The 16,547-nt window shown below is 75.4% G+C and carries 14 protein-coding genes; 4 read left to right on the top strand and 10 right to left on the bottom strand.

Annotated features, from left to right (window positions below; translation table 11 throughout):
• Window positions 1–5: 5 nt before the first annotated feature.
• Together CHF16_RS30075 and CHF16_RS30080 are read right to left on the bottom strand one after the other, a co-directional pair.
• Window positions 6–1,805: an ABC transporter ATP-binding protein gene (locus CHF16_RS30075; RefSeq protein WP_089329525.1), complete on the bottom strand. Its 1,800-nt coding sequence runs from the start codon at window positions 1,803–1,805 to the stop codon at window positions 6–8.
• Window positions 1,806–1,897: 92 nt separating this feature from the next.
• Window positions 1,898–2,671, bottom strand: coding sequence for a phytanoyl-CoA dioxygenase family protein (locus CHF16_RS30080; protein ID WP_089329526.1), 774 nt, complete (start codon window positions 2,669–2,671; stop codon window positions 1,898–1,900).
• A gap of 89 nt (window positions 2,672–2,760) precedes the next feature.
• On the opposite strand from CHF16_RS30080, the gene CHF16_RS30085 reads away from it, so the two are divergent.
• The gene (locus CHF16_RS30085) at window positions 2,761–3,633 is read left to right on the top strand and encodes an AraC family transcriptional regulator (RefSeq protein WP_089329527.1); all 873 of its coding nucleotides are present in this window, start codon (window positions 2,761–2,763) and stop codon (window positions 3,631–3,633) included.
• Window positions 3,634–3,677: 44 nt separating this feature from the next.
• Here the strand turns inward: CHF16_RS30085 and CHF16_RS30090 are convergent, their stop codons facing one another.
• The 5 genes from CHF16_RS30090 to CHF16_RS30110 all read right to left on the bottom strand — a co-directional run bounded on the left by CHF16_RS30090 (window position 3,678) and on the right by CHF16_RS30110 (window position 9,111).
• Window positions 3,678–4,343: a GntR family transcriptional regulator gene (locus CHF16_RS30090; RefSeq protein WP_218826906.1), complete on the bottom strand. Its 666-nt coding sequence runs from the start codon at window positions 4,341–4,343 to the stop codon at window positions 3,678–3,680.
• 29 nt (window positions 4,344–4,372) lie between these two features.
• Entirely contained in the window at window positions 4,373–5,560 is a 1,188-nt protein-coding gene (locus CHF16_RS30095; protein ID WP_089329529.1) for an acyl-CoA dehydrogenase family protein, read from the bottom strand.
• A 135-nt stretch (window positions 5,561–5,695) separates the two neighbouring features.
• Window positions 5,696–7,057 (bottom strand): M20/M25/M40 family metallo-hydrolase, encoded by a 1,362-nt coding sequence (locus CHF16_RS30100; protein ID WP_089329530.1) that lies wholly within the window; start codon window positions 7,055–7,057, stop codon window positions 5,696–5,698.
• Window positions 7,058–7,416: 359 nt separating this feature from the next.
• Window positions 7,417–7,740, bottom strand: a complete 324-nt coding sequence (locus tag CHF16_RS30105; RefSeq protein ID WP_089329531.1) for a histone-like nucleoid-structuring protein Lsr2 — start codon at window positions 7,738–7,740, stop codon at window positions 7,417–7,419.
• 117 nt (window positions 7,741–7,857) lie between these two features.
• Window positions 7,858–9,111, bottom strand: coding sequence for an acyl-CoA dehydrogenase family protein (locus CHF16_RS30110; protein ID WP_089329532.1), 1,254 nt, complete (start codon window positions 9,109–9,111; stop codon window positions 7,858–7,860).
• Window positions 9,112–9,308: 197 nt separating this feature from the next.
• Here CHF16_RS30110 and CHF16_RS30115 point away from each other — a divergent pair, with 197 nt between their 5' ends.
• Window positions 9,309–10,241 carry an alpha/beta fold hydrolase gene (locus tag CHF16_RS30115; protein ID WP_089329533.1) on the top strand — a complete coding sequence of 311 codons (933 nt, stop codon included), beginning with the start codon at window positions 9,309–9,311 and terminating at the stop codon, window positions 10,239–10,241.
• A 28-nt stretch (window positions 10,242–10,269) separates the two neighbouring features.
• On the opposite strand, the gene CHF16_RS30120 is transcribed toward CHF16_RS30115, so the two are convergent.
• Window positions 10,270–13,137: a helix-turn-helix transcriptional regulator gene (locus CHF16_RS30120; protein WP_089329542.1), complete on the bottom strand. Its 2,868-nt coding sequence runs from the start codon at window positions 13,135–13,137 to the stop codon at window positions 10,270–10,272.
• Between the two features lie 250 nt (window positions 13,138–13,387).
• Between CHF16_RS30120 and CHF16_RS30125 the strand changes: the two genes are divergently transcribed.
• On the top strand, window positions 13,388–13,738 hold the full coding sequence (locus CHF16_RS30125; RefSeq protein ID WP_089329534.1) for a WhiB family transcriptional regulator: 351 nt from the start codon (window positions 13,388–13,390) through the stop codon (window positions 13,736–13,738).
• Here CHF16_RS30125 and CHF16_RS30130 read toward each other — a convergent pair.
• Complete coding sequence (locus CHF16_RS30130; protein ID WP_179271765.1) at window positions 13,700–15,562, bottom strand: helix-turn-helix domain-containing protein; 1,863 nt, start codon at window positions 15,560–15,562, stop codon at window positions 13,700–13,702. The two genes, CHF16_RS30125 and CHF16_RS30130, sit on opposite strands and share 39 nt — an antisense overlap.
• A 153-nt stretch (window positions 15,563–15,715) precedes the next feature.
• Here CHF16_RS30130 and CHF16_RS30135 point away from each other — a divergent pair, with 153 nt between their 5' ends.
• Window positions 15,716–16,375, top strand: coding sequence for a TetR/AcrR family transcriptional regulator (locus CHF16_RS30135; protein WP_089329536.1), 660 nt, complete (start codon window positions 15,716–15,718; stop codon window positions 16,373–16,375).
• Here CHF16_RS30135 and CHF16_RS40530 read toward each other — a convergent pair.
• On the bottom strand, window positions 16,339–16,547 hold a 209-nt coding region (locus CHF16_RS40530), incomplete at its 5' end, for a hypothetical protein (protein WP_218826907.1). The two genes, CHF16_RS30135 and CHF16_RS40530, sit on opposite strands and share 37 nt — an antisense overlap.

Here is a 16,547-nt window from a genome sequence, read left to right on the forward strand (position 1 = left end):
CCGGCTCAGCCCCCCGCCCGCCAGGCGCGCCACAGCCGTGCGTACCGGCCGTCCAGCGCCACCAGTTCGTCGTGGGTGCCCTGCTCCACGACACGTCCGGCGTCGAGCACGGCGATCCGGTCGGCCGCCATGGCCTGGGTCAGCCGGTGCGCGACGAGGAGCGCGGTGCGTCCCCGGCAGGCGGCGAGGACGGCCCGCTCCAGCGCGGCGGCGCCCTGGCTGCCCGCCTCCGCGGTCGACTCGTCCAGCACCACGACCGGCGACCGGTTGAGCACGAGCCGGGCCAGCGCGAGCTGGGTGGCCCGGGTGGTGTCGAGGCGCTCGCCGCCCTCGCCGACGAGGGTGTGCAGCCCGTCCGGAAGCGCGGCGACCCAGCCGTCCGCGCCGACCGTGCGCAGGGCGTCCATCAGCTCGGCGTCGGACGCGTCCGGCGCGGCCAGGCGCAGGTCGTCGGCGAGCGTGCCGGAGAACACGTGCGTCTCCTGCGTCAGGATGCTCACCAGGGCGCGCGCGCCCGCCTCGTCCATGTCGGCGAGGTCGAACGGCCCGATGCGCACCGACCCGGCCTGCGGGGTGCCGATGCCCGCGATGAGCGCGGCGAGCGTCGACTTGCCCGCGCCCGTCGCGCCGACGAGCGCGAGCGAGCCGCCCGCCGGGATCACCAGGTCGACGTCCCGCAGGACCGGCTCCTCGGAACCGGGATAGGCGAACGTCAGCCCCTCGACCGCGACCGGGAGCGCGGCGGCGTCCAGTTCGGGGAGCGTGCCGCCCACCAGGCGCTCCTCGGACGGCTCCCCCAGCACCCCGACCAGCCGGGTCAGGCTCGCGCCGGACTTCTGGGCCTCGTCGAAGGTGAACAGGATGGAGCCCAGCGGGTTGAACAGGCGGTGGAACAGCAGCGGAGCCGCCGCGACCTCGCCCAGGCCGGCGGCGTCCGCCTCCAGCAGCGCGTACCCCACCGTGATGATCAGGACGAGGCCGATGAACTCGGCGCGGTTCTCCCGGCCGACGAACCGGCCGAACAGGCGGAACACCTCGATGCCGAGGTCGCGCACCCGCCACGACTCGCGGGTCACCCGGGCGCGGAACGCGTCCTCCAGCCGGTACGCGCGGACGGTGCCGATGCCCTCCAGCCCGCTGATCAGCTCCTGCGCCCGGTCGGCCTGCGCCGCGCGCTGCGCCCGGTAGAGCGGGGCCGACCTCGGCAGGTACCAGCGCAGGGCCAGCGCGTAGGCGGGCAGCGCGCCGGCGCCCGCCAGGCCGAGCCGCCAGTCGAGGCCGAACATGCCGGCGGTGGCGACCGCGACGAGCACGCCCGCGGTGAGGACGGTGGGGACGGCCGTCCGGATGCCCTGGGACAGGACGGCGACGTCGTCGCCGACGCGGGAGAGCACGTCCCCCCGGCCGACCTGCTCGATCCGCGCGCTCGGCATGCCGAGCACCGCCCGGACGGCGCCCTCCCGCAGCCGCGCGAGCAACTCCGCGCCGAGCCGCCCGATCAGGTACTCCGACGCGGCGGTGGCCGCCGCGCCGAGCGGCACGGCGGCCAGCAGCAGGGCACCGATCACGATCAGGACCGAGGGCGAACCGCCCCCGGCCACGCCGTCGACCACCCGGCCGAGGAGGAGCACCGGCAGCACCTGGAACGCGGCGCCCGCCACCGTGGTGAGCACCGCGGCGCCGGTGAGCCGCGGCGTCCGGCGGCAGTGCGCCGCGACCCAGCGGGCCGCCTCGCGCCCGGTCGCCGTGCGCAGGGTGGACGGGTCGGCCGAGGCGGACGGGGCGGGCCGGGTACCGGTCGTCACTCCGGCCCTCCGACCGACGTGACGGCTGGCAACACTTTCCTCCGAGGTCGGCGACTGATTGAGGATGACTAAGGGGAGCCTAACTTAAGCGCTCACCTCCACGGTCTCGGGAAGTCGTCGCCGTCCAGCCGGGCTCCCTCGGCGAGGCCCAGGGGGTCGGTCACGGGGTGCGGGGCGCCGGTGTAGGCGGTCTTCTCGTCCATGTAGATGACGACGTGCGCGAGCCTCGCCAGGTCGGTCGTGTTGGGCAGGGCCATGTGGCCGGTGTAGCCGCTGTGGAAGGTGCAGTCCCCGGCCCGGAGGGGGACGGTCACGCGCGGGACCCACCGCAGGTCCGGGTCCGCGGCGAACAGGTCGCCCTCCTCGTGGAGGTCCTGCGCGCGCAGGCCGCTGCGGGTCTGGGTGCCGGGCAGGAACGTCATGCAGCCCCGCTCGGGCGGGACGTCCACCAGCGCGATCCAGGCCGAGAGCGGGAGCCGGTCGCCGGAGTGCGGCCAGTACGGCCGGTCCTGGTGGAACTCGGTGGCGGTGTTGCTGTGCGGCTCCTTCACGAGCATCTGGTCGTGCCACAGCCGCAGCGGGAACCCGGCGAGCTGCTCGGCGATCCGGCCCAGCCGCCGGTCGAAGGTGAGGTCGCGCATGGTCTCGTCGCGCCGCCAGACGTTGACCAGCTGGCTGAAGGCACCGCCCTTCTCCAGGCTCTCCCCGCGATGGGTCTCGAGGAACGCCTCCGCGCCCGCTCTGAAACGCTCGACCCGCGCGCGGTCCAGCACGCCGCGGACTCGGACGAATCCGTTCTCGCGGTAGCTGCTGACGAGGTCGTCGGGGAGGTGTCCGTCCGGGCGGATGTCCGTCTCTTCGCTCATGTGGCCAGCCTGGCAACGGCCTGCGGCACCGGCTAGGCCGATGTCGTCCTCCACTCGTACGATTCCGACATGACCACGGTGCTTCCCACATGACCACGGTGCTGCACGAGCGGGCGCTGTTCGCGGACGGGCCGGTCTGGGGTGGCGTGCAGCGGCTGTCCGCGGACATCGAGGCCCACGCGCACGACTTCGTGGAGATCGCCGTCATCGGAACCGGCCGGGGGACGCACGTGACCGCCCGGGGCACCGAGCGGCTGCGGCACGGCCAGGCCGTCGTGCTCCGGCCGGGCGCCTGGCACGCCTTCGAAGGTTGCGCGGACCTCGTCGTCGCCAACTGCTGCGTGTCGGCCAAGGCGCTGCGCGCGGAGCTGGAGGGCGTGATGCGGGTCCCGTCGCTGCGGCGGCTGCTGTGGACCGAACCCGTCGCCTCCGGCTCCCGGGGCGTGGCGGTCACCGCGCTCGGGCCGGACGCGGCGAGCGAGGCCATCGAGCAGATCCGGCTGCTCGAAGCCGACCTGGCGGGGGCGCGGCAGCACGCCGGAAGAGCGCTGGGCAGGCTCGTCACCGTTCTCGGCATCCTCGCCGACGCGGGCGCCCCCGGTGCCCCTGGAGCCGGAACGCCCGGCACGCACCCGGCGGTCGCCACCGCCATCGCCCTGATGGAGGCGTCGCCCGCCGACGCGTGGCGGCTGGACGGCCTCGCCCGCGCCGTCAACCTCGACCCCGACTACCTGGGGCGGCTGTTCGTCCGGCACGTGGGGGCGTCCCCGCTCGCCCACCTCGCCCGGATCAGGGCGGAACGGGCCGCCGACCTGCTCGCCCACTCCGACCTCCCGGCCGCGCGCGTCGGCGCCGCCGTGGGCTGGGACGACCCGACCTACTTCGCGCGGCGCTTCCGCGAGCTCGTCGGCCTGACCCCGACCGCGTACCGGCGGACGGCCCGCACCCGCGCGGAGCCGTAGCCGCCGCCGGCCGGCCGGCGGGGCGTCAGCCGTCCCGCGGGGCGTCAGCCGCCCGGCGGGGCGAGGAGGGCGCGCAGGACGTCCAGGGCGCGCTGCCGGTGCGCGTCGAGCTCGCGGACGAGCCGGTCGGCGTCCCCGGCGCGGACCGCGTCGATGATCCGGTCATGCGCGTCCACCGAGGCCGCGCGCTCGGCGGGATCGTTGTAGTACATCGCCCGGTACACCTCGGTGGAGTCCCAGAGCAGCCGGATCAGCCGCAGCACGTGCGGCTGGCCGGGCGTCTCCAGGACGGCGAAGTGGAAGGCGCGGTTGGCGGCCAGCTCGGCGGCGACGTCCCCGGCCTCGGCGGCCTCGGCGCAGGCGCGGGCGGCCTCGCCGATGCGCCGCAGCGCCGCGCCGTCCAGCAGCGGGAGGGCGTGCCGGGCGGCCCGCTCCTCCAGGATCCGGCGCAGCTCGTAGATCTCGCTGAGGTCCTCGTAGCGGAGTTCGGTGACGACGTAGCCGCGCCGGGGCCGATAGGTGAGCTGCCCCTCCTCCGCCAGGACGCGCAATGCCTCCCGCACCGGAGCGACGCTCAGCCCGACCTGCGCGGCGATCTCCTCCTGGTTGATCCGCTGGCCGGGCCGGACGGCCCCCGACGCGATGCGGCGGCGCAGCGCGTCGACGGCGTGCTGCTGGGCCGTGGGCACCGTGGCGCGGGGCTCTTTCACCGGGCCGAGCATAGCCGCGGGCGCGCCGGTCAGCGGAACGCCTGGACGCCCGTCAGCGCACCGCCGATGACGAGGGCGTGGACGTCCGCGGTCCCCTCGTAGGTGACGACCGACTCCAGGTTGTTCATGTGCCGGATGACCGGATACTCCAGGGAGATCCCGTTGGCGCCGAGCACCTGCCGGGCGGTGCGGGCGACCTCCAGCGCGGCGTTGACGTTGCCGAGCTTGCCCATGCTGACCTGCTCGGGACGCAGCCGGCCGGCGTCCTTGAGGCGGCCGAGGTGCAGGGCGAGCAGCGTCGCGCGGTTGACCTCCAGCGCCATGTGGGCGAGCTTCTGCTGCTGGATCTGGGTGCCGGCGATCGGCTTGCCGAACGCGGTGCGCTCCCCCGCGTACGCCAGCGCCGCCTCGAAGCAGGCGCGCGCGGCCCCGGCCGCACCCCACACGATCCCGTAGCGGGCCTCGTTCAGGCACGACAGCGGGCCCCGCAGCGACGACACCTCGGGCAGGACGGCGTCCGCAGGGAGCCGGACGCCGTCCAGCACCAGTTCGGACGTGACGGAGGCCCGCAGCGACAGCTTCTTGTGGATCTCCGGCGCGCTGAACCCCGGGGTGCCCGCCGGGACGAGGAAGCCGCGGACGCCCTCGTCCGTGCGGGCCCACACCACGGCCACGTCGGCGATCGAGCCGTTGGTGATCCACATCTTGCGGCCGTCCAGGATCCAGTCGCCGCCGTCGCGGCGCGCGCGGGTGCGCATCGCCCCGGGGTCGGAGCCCGCGTCCGGCTCGGTCAGCCCGAAGCAGCCGACGGTCTCCCCGGTCGCCATGCCGGGCAGCCACCGCCGCTTCTGCTCCTCCGAGCCCCACCGCCAGATCGCGAACATCGCCAGCGACCCCTGGACGGACACCATGCTGCGCACGCCGCTGTCGCCCGCCTCCAGCTCCATACAGGCCAGGCCGTACGCGGTGGCGCTGGTGCCCGCGCAGCCGTACCCCTCCAGGTGCATGCCGAGGACGCCGAGCCTCCCCAGCTCGCGCGGCAGCTCGCGCGGGATCGCCGCCTCCTCGAACCAGTCGCCGGCGTGCGGGACGACCCGCTCCCGGACGAAGCCGCGGACGGTGTCGCGGATGTCGCGCTCCTCGTCCGACAGCAGGCCGTCGATGTCCAGGAAGTCCAGCGGGCGGAGCTCCGCCGCAGGGTCGGGCGCGCTGGTCATGGCCGTCACATCCCCTCGCGAGCAAATCTTCGAAAATCGAAGAACCGATGGTCGCACACCCGCGGGCACCGCGCCAGAAGCGCCCGCCGCCCGGGACCCGGGCGGCGGGCGCGGGAGGCTCCGAGTGCTAGGGGCCTACTTGCGGCGCGCCACGTCGTAGGCGGCGCAGCCGACCAGTTCGAGGGACACCTGGAGCCGCTCCAGGCTGATGTTCTGGGCGATCGTGTCCTCGGGGGTGTGGTAGATCGGCTCCAGCCGGCTCGGCGCCTCACCGCCGCGCCAGCTGAAGTTGCCCGCCGGGATCCCGCGCTCGTGGAACGCCTCGTGGTCGCTGGAGCCGCGAGCCGTCGGCCCTTCCGTCCGGCCCGTGTACCCGAGGCGGTGGGCGGCGGCGTTCACCGCTGCGGTGGTGGTGTTGTCGGCGCCGTCCACCGACAGCAGCCAGTACGTGCCCGCGGGCGGATGGCTGGTGGCGACCATGTCGTTCTGGAAGCAGCCGGTGATCTGCGCGACCTGCGCCTCGTCGAGCTGCTTCACGTAGTGGCGGGCGCCGACCAGCCCGGACTCCTCCGCGGCCCACAGGCAGACGCGCACCGCCTGCTGGGTGGGCAGCCGCTTCAGGACGCGCGCCAGCTCCAGGCACAGCACGGTCCCGCTGCCGTCGTCGTTGGCGCCGGGCGAGCCGGGGACGCTGTCGTAGTGCGCGCTGACGATGACCGCCTTGCCCTTGGGGTTGGGCAGCGTGGCCTTGCGCTCGGCCAGGACGTTGTACGAGGTCAGCCCGGCATGGTGGGTGACCTTGAACGACAGTCGCCGGGCACCGGCCCGGATCCGCTCGCCGTGGTACTCGGCCAGGCCCAGCACCGGGATCGCGACGGGCTCCGCCAGCACCGGGACGAACGTGCCGGGCTTGCGCTCCGGGTAGGTGGTCGAGCGCGCGTTGACGATCAGGATCGCCGCGGCGCCCGCGTCCGCCGCCGCCTTGGCCTGGTCGGTCTCCCGTCCGGTGACGCGGTCGAACAGCACGAGCCTGCCGCGCACGTCGCCGGTGACCTCGGTGGCCGGACCGGCGTCCACCACCGTCCCGGCGGCCGAGGCCACGGCGCCCTGCGGGGACGCGCTGCACTGCCAGCGCCGCTCACCCTTGGCGCGGATCTCCGCCAGGTACTTGTCGGCGACGGGGAAGGGCTGCAACTCGACCGTGTAGCCCAGGTCGCGCAACTGCCCGGCGATGTAGGCGGCCGCGCGGTGCTCGGCGCCGGTGCCGGCGACGCGCCAGCCGATCTCGTCGCTGAGCACCTTCAGGTGCCGCAGCGCCCGGCGGGCGTCGACGCGGGCGACCACGGCGCGGTCGCCGGCGGTGAGGGAGGGCGGGCGGGCGGCGCCGGGCCGCTGCCGGGTCGCGGCGGCGGCGGTGCCGGGGAGCAGGCCGACCGTCGCGAACCCGGTGAAGGCCGCGGCTCCGGCCAGCAGATCACGGCGTTTGACCTCGGACATGGCGTCTCCTCAGGGAGATCGGGGCCGCCTCCGCCCGGCCCGGATCGCGACCCGGACAGACGCGGCAGAACAAGGACCTTTCACCCCCGTTCGGGCGAACGTACGAAAACCCTCGTTGATCAACAAGAATGGCCCGATGATCCGCAATCGGATCGTGATCGGGCGCACCCCGGTGATCATCGTCCCGGAGCGGCGGCACCCACCTGTTCATTCCCCGGAAGGCATGCAGTGATCACGCCGGTCACCACGGTTTTCGCGACGAGCCGAGCCGGGAGGAACACGGTCCTTTCGTCGCCACGTCCCATTCCGGACGCCGGATCAACCCGCCATTCCGCGACCGCGGACGGCGGGCGGCGCCGTCAGTGCGCCGCCTCGTACCGGGCGATGACGGTGGCGGGGATGCGGCCGCGCTCGTTGATCTCGATGCCCTGCTCCTTCGCCCACTGGCGGATCTCGGCGCCGCGCTCCCGGGGCCGGGCGTCGCGGGCCGGACCCGTGCCCCTGGTGCCCTTGAGCCGGCGGCCGCTCTCCATGTAGCTGTGCAGCGTGCTGCGGAGCTTGCGGGCGTTGTCCTCGCTGAGGTCGATCTCGTACGTCCTGCCGTCGATGGCGAAGGACACCGTCTCGGCGGCCTCCCCGCCGTCGAGGTCGTCCGTCATCGTGATCCGAACCTTCTGCGCCACGTGCGTTCCCCGTTTCGTCGTCGTACCCGGTGTTCCGACCGTAGCCGATCCTGGCGGCCCCGCGATCCGCCGGGGAAGGGCGCGCGCCTCCCGGCCGCGCCGCTCCCCGGAACGCGGTCACAGATAGCCGAACAGGCGGCCCGCCACGCGGCGCATCTGGATCTCCTCGGAGCCCTCGGTGATGCGGTAGCGGCGGTGGTGGCGGTAGATGTGCTCGAACGGTTCGTGGCGTGTGTAGCCGATGCCGCCGTGCACCTGCATCGCGCGGTCCGCGGCCTCGCACACCAGCCGGTTGCCCCGGTAGTTGCACATCGACACCAGATGGCCGATGGTCACCGCGGGCTCGCCGGCGGCGTGCACCTCGTCCAGCCGCTGGGCGGTCTTGTGGATCAGCGTCCGCACCATCTCGGCCTCGGTGTGCAGTTCCACGAGCGGCCACTGGATGGCCTGGCGGGACGCGAGGGGCCGCCCGAAGGTGGTGCGCTCGCGCGCGTAGGCGACGGACCGGTCGATGCAGTACTGGGCCGCGCCCACGCCGCTCGCGGCCTGGCGGATGCGGTTCTCGTGGACGAACGTCTGCGCGACCGCGAGCCCCTCGCCCTCCTCGCCGAGGATCGCCGACGCGGGGACGCGCACGTCGTCCAGCGTCACCTCGGCGTGGTCGGTGGGCATGTTGAGCGTCCACCAGTAGTAGGGGACGTCGAAGCCGGGGGCGTCGAGCGGCACGATGAAGGCGGTGATGCCCTTGGCCTGCCCGGGTTCGCCGGAGGTGCGGGCGAAGACGACGTCGTGGGTCGTCGACGCGCCGAGCGTGTTGAACCGCTTGCTCCCGTTGATGATCCAGTCGCCGCCGTCGCGGACGGCGCGCGTCGACATCCAGGTGGCGTCGCTGCCGTGCTCGGGTTCGGTGAGCGCGAACGCCAGGCCGCTCTCGCCCCGGATCGACGGCTCCACGAACCGCCCCCGCTGCTCGGGCGTGCCGAACCGGTGCAGCAGCTCGACGAAGACGAGGTTGCCGACGACGGAGTGCTCGGTCTGCAGGTCGTTGTGCAGGCCCAGCCCGCGGTGCGCGAGGTGCTCGCGGATGACCGCCATCTCCAGGTTGGTGCCGCCCTGCCCGCCCAGCTCGGCCGGGAGGCCGTACCGGTAGAACCCCGCCGCGTCCGCGCGCCGCTTCGCCTCGGCGAGGAGCTCCTCCCATTCGGGGCGGGCGGTGCCGCCGCGCTCGAAGTCGGTCCGCGCCCACTCCCTGCGGTGGTCGAAGAAGCGGCGGTTGTCGTCCGCCTCCTCCAGGGGGAGGATCTCGCGCTCGATGAAGGCGTCCAGGGCGTCCAGCAGGTCGCGGGTCGGCTGAGGGATCTCGAAGTCCATGCGGCTCTCCTGTCTCACGCGCGTCCCAGGAGGATGCCACGGGCGATCGCGGCCGCTTCAGGCGGCTGTCCCCCGTGCGAGCTACCGGGGACTGTCAACCCAGCGGTGATGATCCGTACACGGTCGAATCCATAGCGTTCTGGCGAACCCGCCACCGAACCCTTTCCCGGCTTTCGGGATTTTCCATGGAGGACGCCATGTCCCGCACTTTCGCGGTCCGCACTTTCACGTCCCGCGCTTTCACGAAGACCGCCGTGGTCGCGGCCTGCTGCGCCCTGGCGGGCGCCGGCCTCACCGCCTGCGACGACCCGGACTCGGACGCCTTCCCGTTCGACTCCGAGGCACCGCGCAAGACCGCCGACACCTTCACCGGCACCAAGAAGATGCAGATCGGCGGCCGGTCGGTGAACGTGTCGTGCGCGGGCGCCGCCGCGGAGGACGCACCAGTGATCGTCCTGCTGGCGGGGCTCGGCGACGGGCTCGGCAAGATGGCCGCGCTCCAGAAGACCCTGGCCGAGAAGCACCGGGTCTGCTCCTACGACCGGCTCGGCGAGGGCGCGAGCGACCGGCCCTCGGGCAAGCAGAGCTTCGCCGACGCCGGGAAGGTGCTGACCGGCGTCCTCGACAAGGTCGCCGGGGACGGCCCGGTGGTCCTGGCCGGGCACTCGCTGGGCGGGATGATCGCCGCCAGGTACGCGCCCGACCACAAGGACCGGGTCAAGGGGCTCGTGCTGATGGACGCCACGTCGCCGACGTCGGTCGCCGACATCAAGAGCGCGATCCCCGAGTCCGCGACCGGCCCCGCGGCGCAGCTGCGCGCGCAGACCCTCGCGGTGTCCGGGGGGCAGAACCCCGAGCAGCTCGCCATCACCGACGGGGAGGTCCGCTCCGCCGGGAGCATCCCCGCCGAGGTGATCCGGCACGGCAAGCAGTACCTCGCGGCCGTCCCCCAGTACGGGCCCGCCCTGGAGCGCGGCTGGACGGCCGGCCAGCGCAAGTGGCTGAAGGTCTCCGAGCGGGCCAAGGCGACCACCGCCACCGGCAGCGAGCACTACATCTATGTCGACCGCCCCGGCCTCGCCGTCGAGGCGATCCAGCGCGTCACCGCGCAGGCCGCGACGGCGGCGTGACCCGAGGCCGGAGCCGTCCGCCGGACGCCTAGACGCCGGACGGGTGCGGTCGCAGCTGCTTGCGCGAGGTGACGTCGAGCTTGGCGAAGATCTTCCGCAGGTGCCATTCGACCGTGCGCGGGCTGATGAACATCCGCGCCCCGATCTCGGGGTTGGTCAGCCCCTCCCGGACCAGCCGGACGATCTGCGCCTCCTGCGCGGTGAGCTCGCGGCCGGTGTCGGCGGCGCGGCCGCGGACGTGCTCCCCGGTCGCCGACAGCTCCCGGGCGGCCCGCTCGGCGAAGGCGCCCATGCCCATCGCGGTGAACGCCTCGTGCGCGGTCCGCAGCTGCTCGCGGGCCGGCCGCCGCTGCCGCCGGCGGCGCAGCCACTCGCCGTAGAGCAGGTGGGCGCGGGCCAGCTCGCCGCGCAGCCGGGTCCGGCCGAGCCGGTCGATCGCCTCCCGGTAGTGCTCCTCGGCGGCGGGGCCGGTGGCGGCGAGCGCCTGCGAGCGCGCGTGGAGCCCGAGCGCCCAGTCGGTGCCGGCGGTCCGCGCGAGGATCCCGAGGCGGCGCAGCGGGGCGGCGGCCCGCTCCGGCTCGCCGCCCCGCGCGGCGGCCTCGACGTACTCGGGCAGCACCCACGTCTCGGTGGCCACGTCCGCCGGGCGGTCCCCGGCGCATCCGGCCACGGCGGCCAGCGCGTCCTGGTACCGGCCGAGCCCGTTGCAGAGCACGGCGGTCGCCCAGGCGCCGAGGACGGGCCCGTGCCCGTCGCCGCGGCTCGCGGCCTCGGCGGCGACGGCCTTGGCCGGCGCCGCCGTCCCGGCCTCGCGGCCCTGCCAGGCGGCCAGCATCAGCGCGCCGTAGGGCGACCGCGCGTTCCCGGTCGCCTCCGACACCGTCTCGGCCTCGGCGACCAGCGCCGCCGCGTCCGCCAGGTCGCCGCCGAGGACCTTCGCGGCGATCCGCGAGGTCAGCGCCAGCGGCAGCTCGCCGGCCCGGCCCGTCCCCCGGACGAGCCGGACGTACCGGTCGGTGAGCGCGTCCCACGTCCCGTAGTCCCACAGCGTCGCGGCGGCCACGCCCGCGAGCCAGCCCCACTGGAGGCCGTCCTCGTCCGGGAGGTCGGGCGCGTGGAAGGCGTCGACGGCGGTCCGCAGCGCGGCCGCTCCAGCGGGCAGGCCGTCGGTCAGGCAGCGGGCCATGCCGTCCAGGAGCAGGTCCCCAGGACGCGGCGGGCCGGGTGGACGCGGCGCCGTCCGCGCCGCCGCGGCGGCCGCCGCCGGATCGGCCCCCGCCGGCCCGCCGCCGATGATCGCCGCGCCGATCGCCTCCAGGTGGGCGTCGCGGGCGAGCGGCGCGTCCTGCGGGCGCAGCCGCCGGGCGGCGGCGAGCAGCAGCGGGGCCGAGCCGCCCGGATCGGCGGCGACGGCGATCCGGGCGCGCAGCAGCTCGGCGCGGCCGCGCCGGCGCGGGTCGAGCGCGCCCGCCTCGGCGACGGACAGCATCCGCGACGCGGCGCGCGCCGCCCCGGCCTGGTGCGCGGCGTGCGCCGCGGCGAGTGCGCGGTCCCAGCGCCGGGACGGGTCCGGGGTCAGCTCGACGGCGCGGGTCAGGAACGCCGCTGCCGCCGCCGCGCCACCGCGCGCGCGGGCCCGGCCGACCGCGTCCTCCAACCCGGCCGCGAGGTCTTCGTCGGGGGTCGCGGCGGCCTGCGCGGCGTGCCAGGCGCACCGGTCCGGGTCGGCATCGGCATCGGTGACCTCGGCCAGCACGCCGTGCGCGCGGATGCGCTCCTGCGGCGACGCCGTCCAGTAGGCGGCCGAGCGCGCCAGCGGGTGCCGGAACCGGACCCGGTCCCCGATGTGGCACAGCCCGGCCGCGACCGCCGGGGTCACCGCCTCGATGGCGATGCCGAGCCGGTCCGCGGCGCGCCACAGCGGCACCGGGTCGCCGCCCGGCTCCGCCGCCGCCACCAGCAGCAGCATCCGCGTCCCGGTCGCGAGCCGCGCCACCCGGCGGCGGTAGATGTCGTGGATCGCGCCGTCGGAGGCGCCCGGCCCGGGCGGGCCGAACCCGCCCGCGAACTCGGCCGCCGACGCCTCGCCGGCCATCTCCAGCAGCGCCCGCGGGTTGCCGCCCGTCTCGTCGGCGATCCGCTCCAGCACCTGCCCGTCCCAGGGGCCGGGCACGGCCGCCGACAGCAGCGCCCGCGCGTCCTGGACGGCGAGCCCGGCGACCTCCAGCTCCGGCAGCCCCGTCAGCGCGGGCGCCGGGCACGGGACGCGGGTCGCGAGGACGATCGCGACCGCGTCGTCCCGCAGCCGGCGGGCCGCGAACGCCAGGACTTCGAGCGACGCCGGGTCGAGCCATTGGGCGTCGTCCACCAGGCACAGCAGCGGCCTGTCCCGCGACGTCTCCGCCAGCAGCCCGAGGACGGCCAGCCCGACGAGGAAGTGGTCGGGCTCGGGGCCGGCGCTCATGCCGAACGCGGTCCGGAGCGCGTCGCGCTGCGGCGCGGGCAGGCCCGCGAGCCGGCCGGCCATCGGCGCGCACAGCCGGTGCAGCCCGGCGAACGCCAGCTTCATCTCCGCCTGGACGCCGGCGACGCGCGACACCTCGAACCCGCGTGCCCCCGCCGCCAGGTGGTTCAGCAGGGCCGTCTTGCCCACGCCCGGCTCGCCGGCCAGCACCAGGGTCCGGCTCTCGCCGCCGCGGGCGGCGGCGAGCACCTCGGCGAGCCTCGCGCGCTCCTCCCGGCGCCCCTGGAGCACCTGGCGGGAACCGCCGTCACCCCAGGTGACCCGCACGTCCGAGGCGGCGGCGGGGACGTCCGTCCGCACGCGAACGAGCCCCCGCCACCCCGTCCGCGGCTCCGGTGGGGAGCCGGCACCGTGCCGTTCGTCCACCGTCATCCGGCTCATGCTGTCCACAACGCTGCACCTCCGCCATCCCCGCTCCGGCCGCCCCGTCTGGACGGGGCATCACGACACTTCGACCGGATAGGCCGGGCGGCCGTGACACATCCGCGGCGATCACGGGCCGCCGGGCCCGCCCCGGGCCCGGCGCCGTCCAGGGTCTCTCCCAGTCGTGCACCCGGGTGCCGCGCGCGCCCGTCCCCGCGACCGTGGATGGCGCCCGGACGTGGACGGCCCTGGAGGGACGATGGCGAAGCAGACGACGAAACAGGCGTCGACGAAACACTGGTCGCAGTCGGCGTCGTGCCGGTCGCTCGACCCCGATCTGTTCTTCCCGGTGTCCCGCGAGGCTGTGTACACGGCGCAGATCGCGCCGATCCGCCGGCTCTGCGCCGCCTGCCCCGTCGCGGGCCCCTGCCTGGAATGGGCCCTGGCCTCCGGAGAGCCGCACGGCATCTGGGCCGGGACCACGCCCAGCGAGCGCCGCCGCATCCGCGCCAACCGGCGGGACCGGCCGGGACGCACGGACTCCCCGGAGCCGGCGGCCGGGCCGGCCCGGTCAGGAGTCGAGGGCGCGGCCGAGCCGGTGCAGCCGTAGCGCGAGCTGCACGTCGAGCAGGTGGTCCGGGCTGTTCCAGTCGACGCCCAGCAGGCGTTTGACCCGGTCGAGGCGCTGGGTGACGGTGTTCGGGTGGATGTGCAGCCGCTTGGCGCTGGCGACGAGGCTCTGCCCGGTGGCGAAGTAGGTGCCGAGGGTCTCCATCAGCATCGTCGAGCGCTGCTCGTCGTGCTGGATGACCGGGCCGAGCGTCCGCTCCACGAACCCGGTCGCGGACGCGCCGTCGCCGAGCAGCAGGCCGGCGTAGCCGAGGTCGCCCGCCGTGGCGGCGGTGCCCGCGCGGTCGAGCCGGAGCAGGGCCTGCGCGCAGGCCAGCGCCTCGGCATAGGCGGAGGGCAGGTCGGCCGGGTCGTCCACCGGGCCCGCGGCGCCCACGGTGACCGGTGACCCCAGCCGCGCCGCCAGCGAGCGCGCGATCCGGCGGCCGGTCAGCGACGGGTCGTCGGACGGGACGACCAGCACGGCCCGCCCGTCCCGCACGGTGCTGAGGCCGTCGCGGGCGGCGGCGAGGTCGGACGCCGCGGAGGCGAGGCCGCGCCGGTTCTCCGCCCGGACGTGCGCGACGACCACCGCGTGCCGCCTGCGCGGCTGGTAGCCGATCCGCAGCGCACGCTCGGCCAGCGACGAGTACGTGCGGGGGTTCGGCGTGAGCAGGTCGTCGAGCAGCTCGCCGCGCACCCTGGCCTCCGCGGCGGCGAGGTTGCGCCCGAACAGCAGGAGCAGGGACGCCACCACGGCCGCGCGGCCGAGCAGCCGCTCGTCCAGGTCGCCGATGCCGGCGGACGCGTCCGGCGGGGCCCAGACCAGCGCGCCGAGCCGCTCGGTGCCCGCCTCCAGGCCGGTCGCCCAGTACGTCCCGTCGTGGACGCCGCCCGCGGGCCCGCCGAGGCCGCCGCCCGCCGCGGCCGACATCTCCTTCAGTGCCTCGTCGGACGCGCCCGGCGTCCAGGCGACGGGCTGCTCGAACTCGTCGAACACGGCGAGCACGCCGCCGAGCTGGTCGCCCGCCGCGGTCACGACCTCCTGCACGCCGCCGCCGCGCAGCACGATGTCCATGGTGCGGTCGTGCGCCGCGAACGCCCGCTCCTCGGCGACCGTCCGCCGCCGCAGCGCCGCGTTCGCCTGCCGCAGCGCCGCGACCTCCCGGTCCTTGGCCTGCCGCGACCGCGCCTGCTCGATCGCGGTCGCGGCGAGGGCGGCGTACGAGCCGAGCAGCGCGATCGCGTCGTGCGAGAACGGCCCCGGGCTGCGGTTGGACGCGAAGAGCACGCCGAGGACGGCGCCGGCCCGCAGCGGCACGCCGACGATCGACACCTGCCGCTCCGCGCGGACCGAGGCGTCCACGGCGGGGTCGTGCGCCAGCCGCTCGTCGCTGAAGTAGTCCGAGGTCGAGAACGGCGTGCCGGTGGCGGCGACCCGGCCGCCGACGCCGACCCCGAACGGGATCCGGACGTCCTTCCACGCCGAGGACGTCGCGCCGACCATCACCCGCATCCGGGTCGAGCGGTCCGCGTCGTCGTTCAGGCTCAGGTAGGCCATGTCGCAGCCGAGCAGCCGCTGCGCCCGGCTCACGATCAGGGTCAGGAGCGCGTCGGGGTCGCCGCGGTCCTCGGCCAGCTCCATCGCGCACTCGACCAGCGCGCGCTGCTGCTCCTGGCGGGCGCGCTGCTTCTCCAGCGTGTCGCGCAGCCGGAGGGCGAGGGTGTGCTCGGCCTGCAGGTGGTCGATCTCCTCGGGGGAGGCGGCGTCCGCCACCGCGCGGCGCAGGACGTCGTCGTACCGGGGCAGCGGTGCGCCGTCCACGAGAAGCCGGAGAAAGCTGCGCCCTGCCACGACCCCTCGCTTCCGCACGCTGCTGCTCAGGGAAATGAGTAAGCGCATAGTCACCGAGTAGGATGCCGCTGTCAAGCGCCCGGCCGCGCCGGGGGAGGCGCCGGGCGACGCGAAGGGGACACGATGGCCAGACGGCAGGCCCGGTTCACCGCCGCGGACCTCGCGGACGATCCGCGGCTGCGCGACCACTCGGCCGAGCTGTGGCGGGCCGACCTCGGCGCGGTGCCGCGCGGGCTGCTGACCGCGGCGGTGCGGTGCTTCGCCGCGAACGGCTACCACGCGACGACCACCCGCGACATCGCCGAGGGCGTCGGGCTGAGCCCGGCCGCGCTGTACGTCCACTTCCCGTCGAAGGAACTGGTCCTCTACGAGATCATCCGGGCGGGCCACGAGCGGGTCCTCGCCCATGTCGAGGACCCGTCCGTCAGCGGGGCCGGCGGCGCGGCGGACCGGCTCCGCGCCGTCGTCTCCGCCTACACCGCCTGGCACGCCCGCCACCACGTGGCGGCCCGCGTCTGCCAGTTCGAGCTGACCGGCCTGACCGCCGAGCACTACGACGAGGTGCTGGAGCTGCGCCACCGGACGAACGCGTTCTTCCGCGACGCGGTCGCGCGCGGCGTCGCCGACGGGTCGTTCGCGGAGGTCGACGTCAAGCGGGTGACGCGGGCGATGCTGTCGCTCAGCATCGACCTCGTCCGCTGGTACCGGCTCGACGGCCCCGACACCCCGGAGCGCCTCGGCGAGTTCTACGCCGGGCTGGCCTTGCGGATGGTCGCCCGCTGACGGGCCGCCCGCCGGCGGGCCGCGCGCACGTGCCGGGCCGTCCCCCAGATGCCCCGGCGGAACAGCAGCACGATCACGATGAAGATCAGGCCGGTGATGATGCCGGTCTCCTGGAATCCGGCGGTGGCGAGGTAGTCCTGGAGTTGGACGACGAGTGCGGCGCCGATGGCGC

The sequence above is a fragment of the Actinomadura meyerae genome, assembly GCF_900188445.1.
GTDB lineage: Bacteria > Actinomycetota > Actinomycetes > Streptosporangiales > Streptosporangiaceae > Spirillospora > Spirillospora meyerae.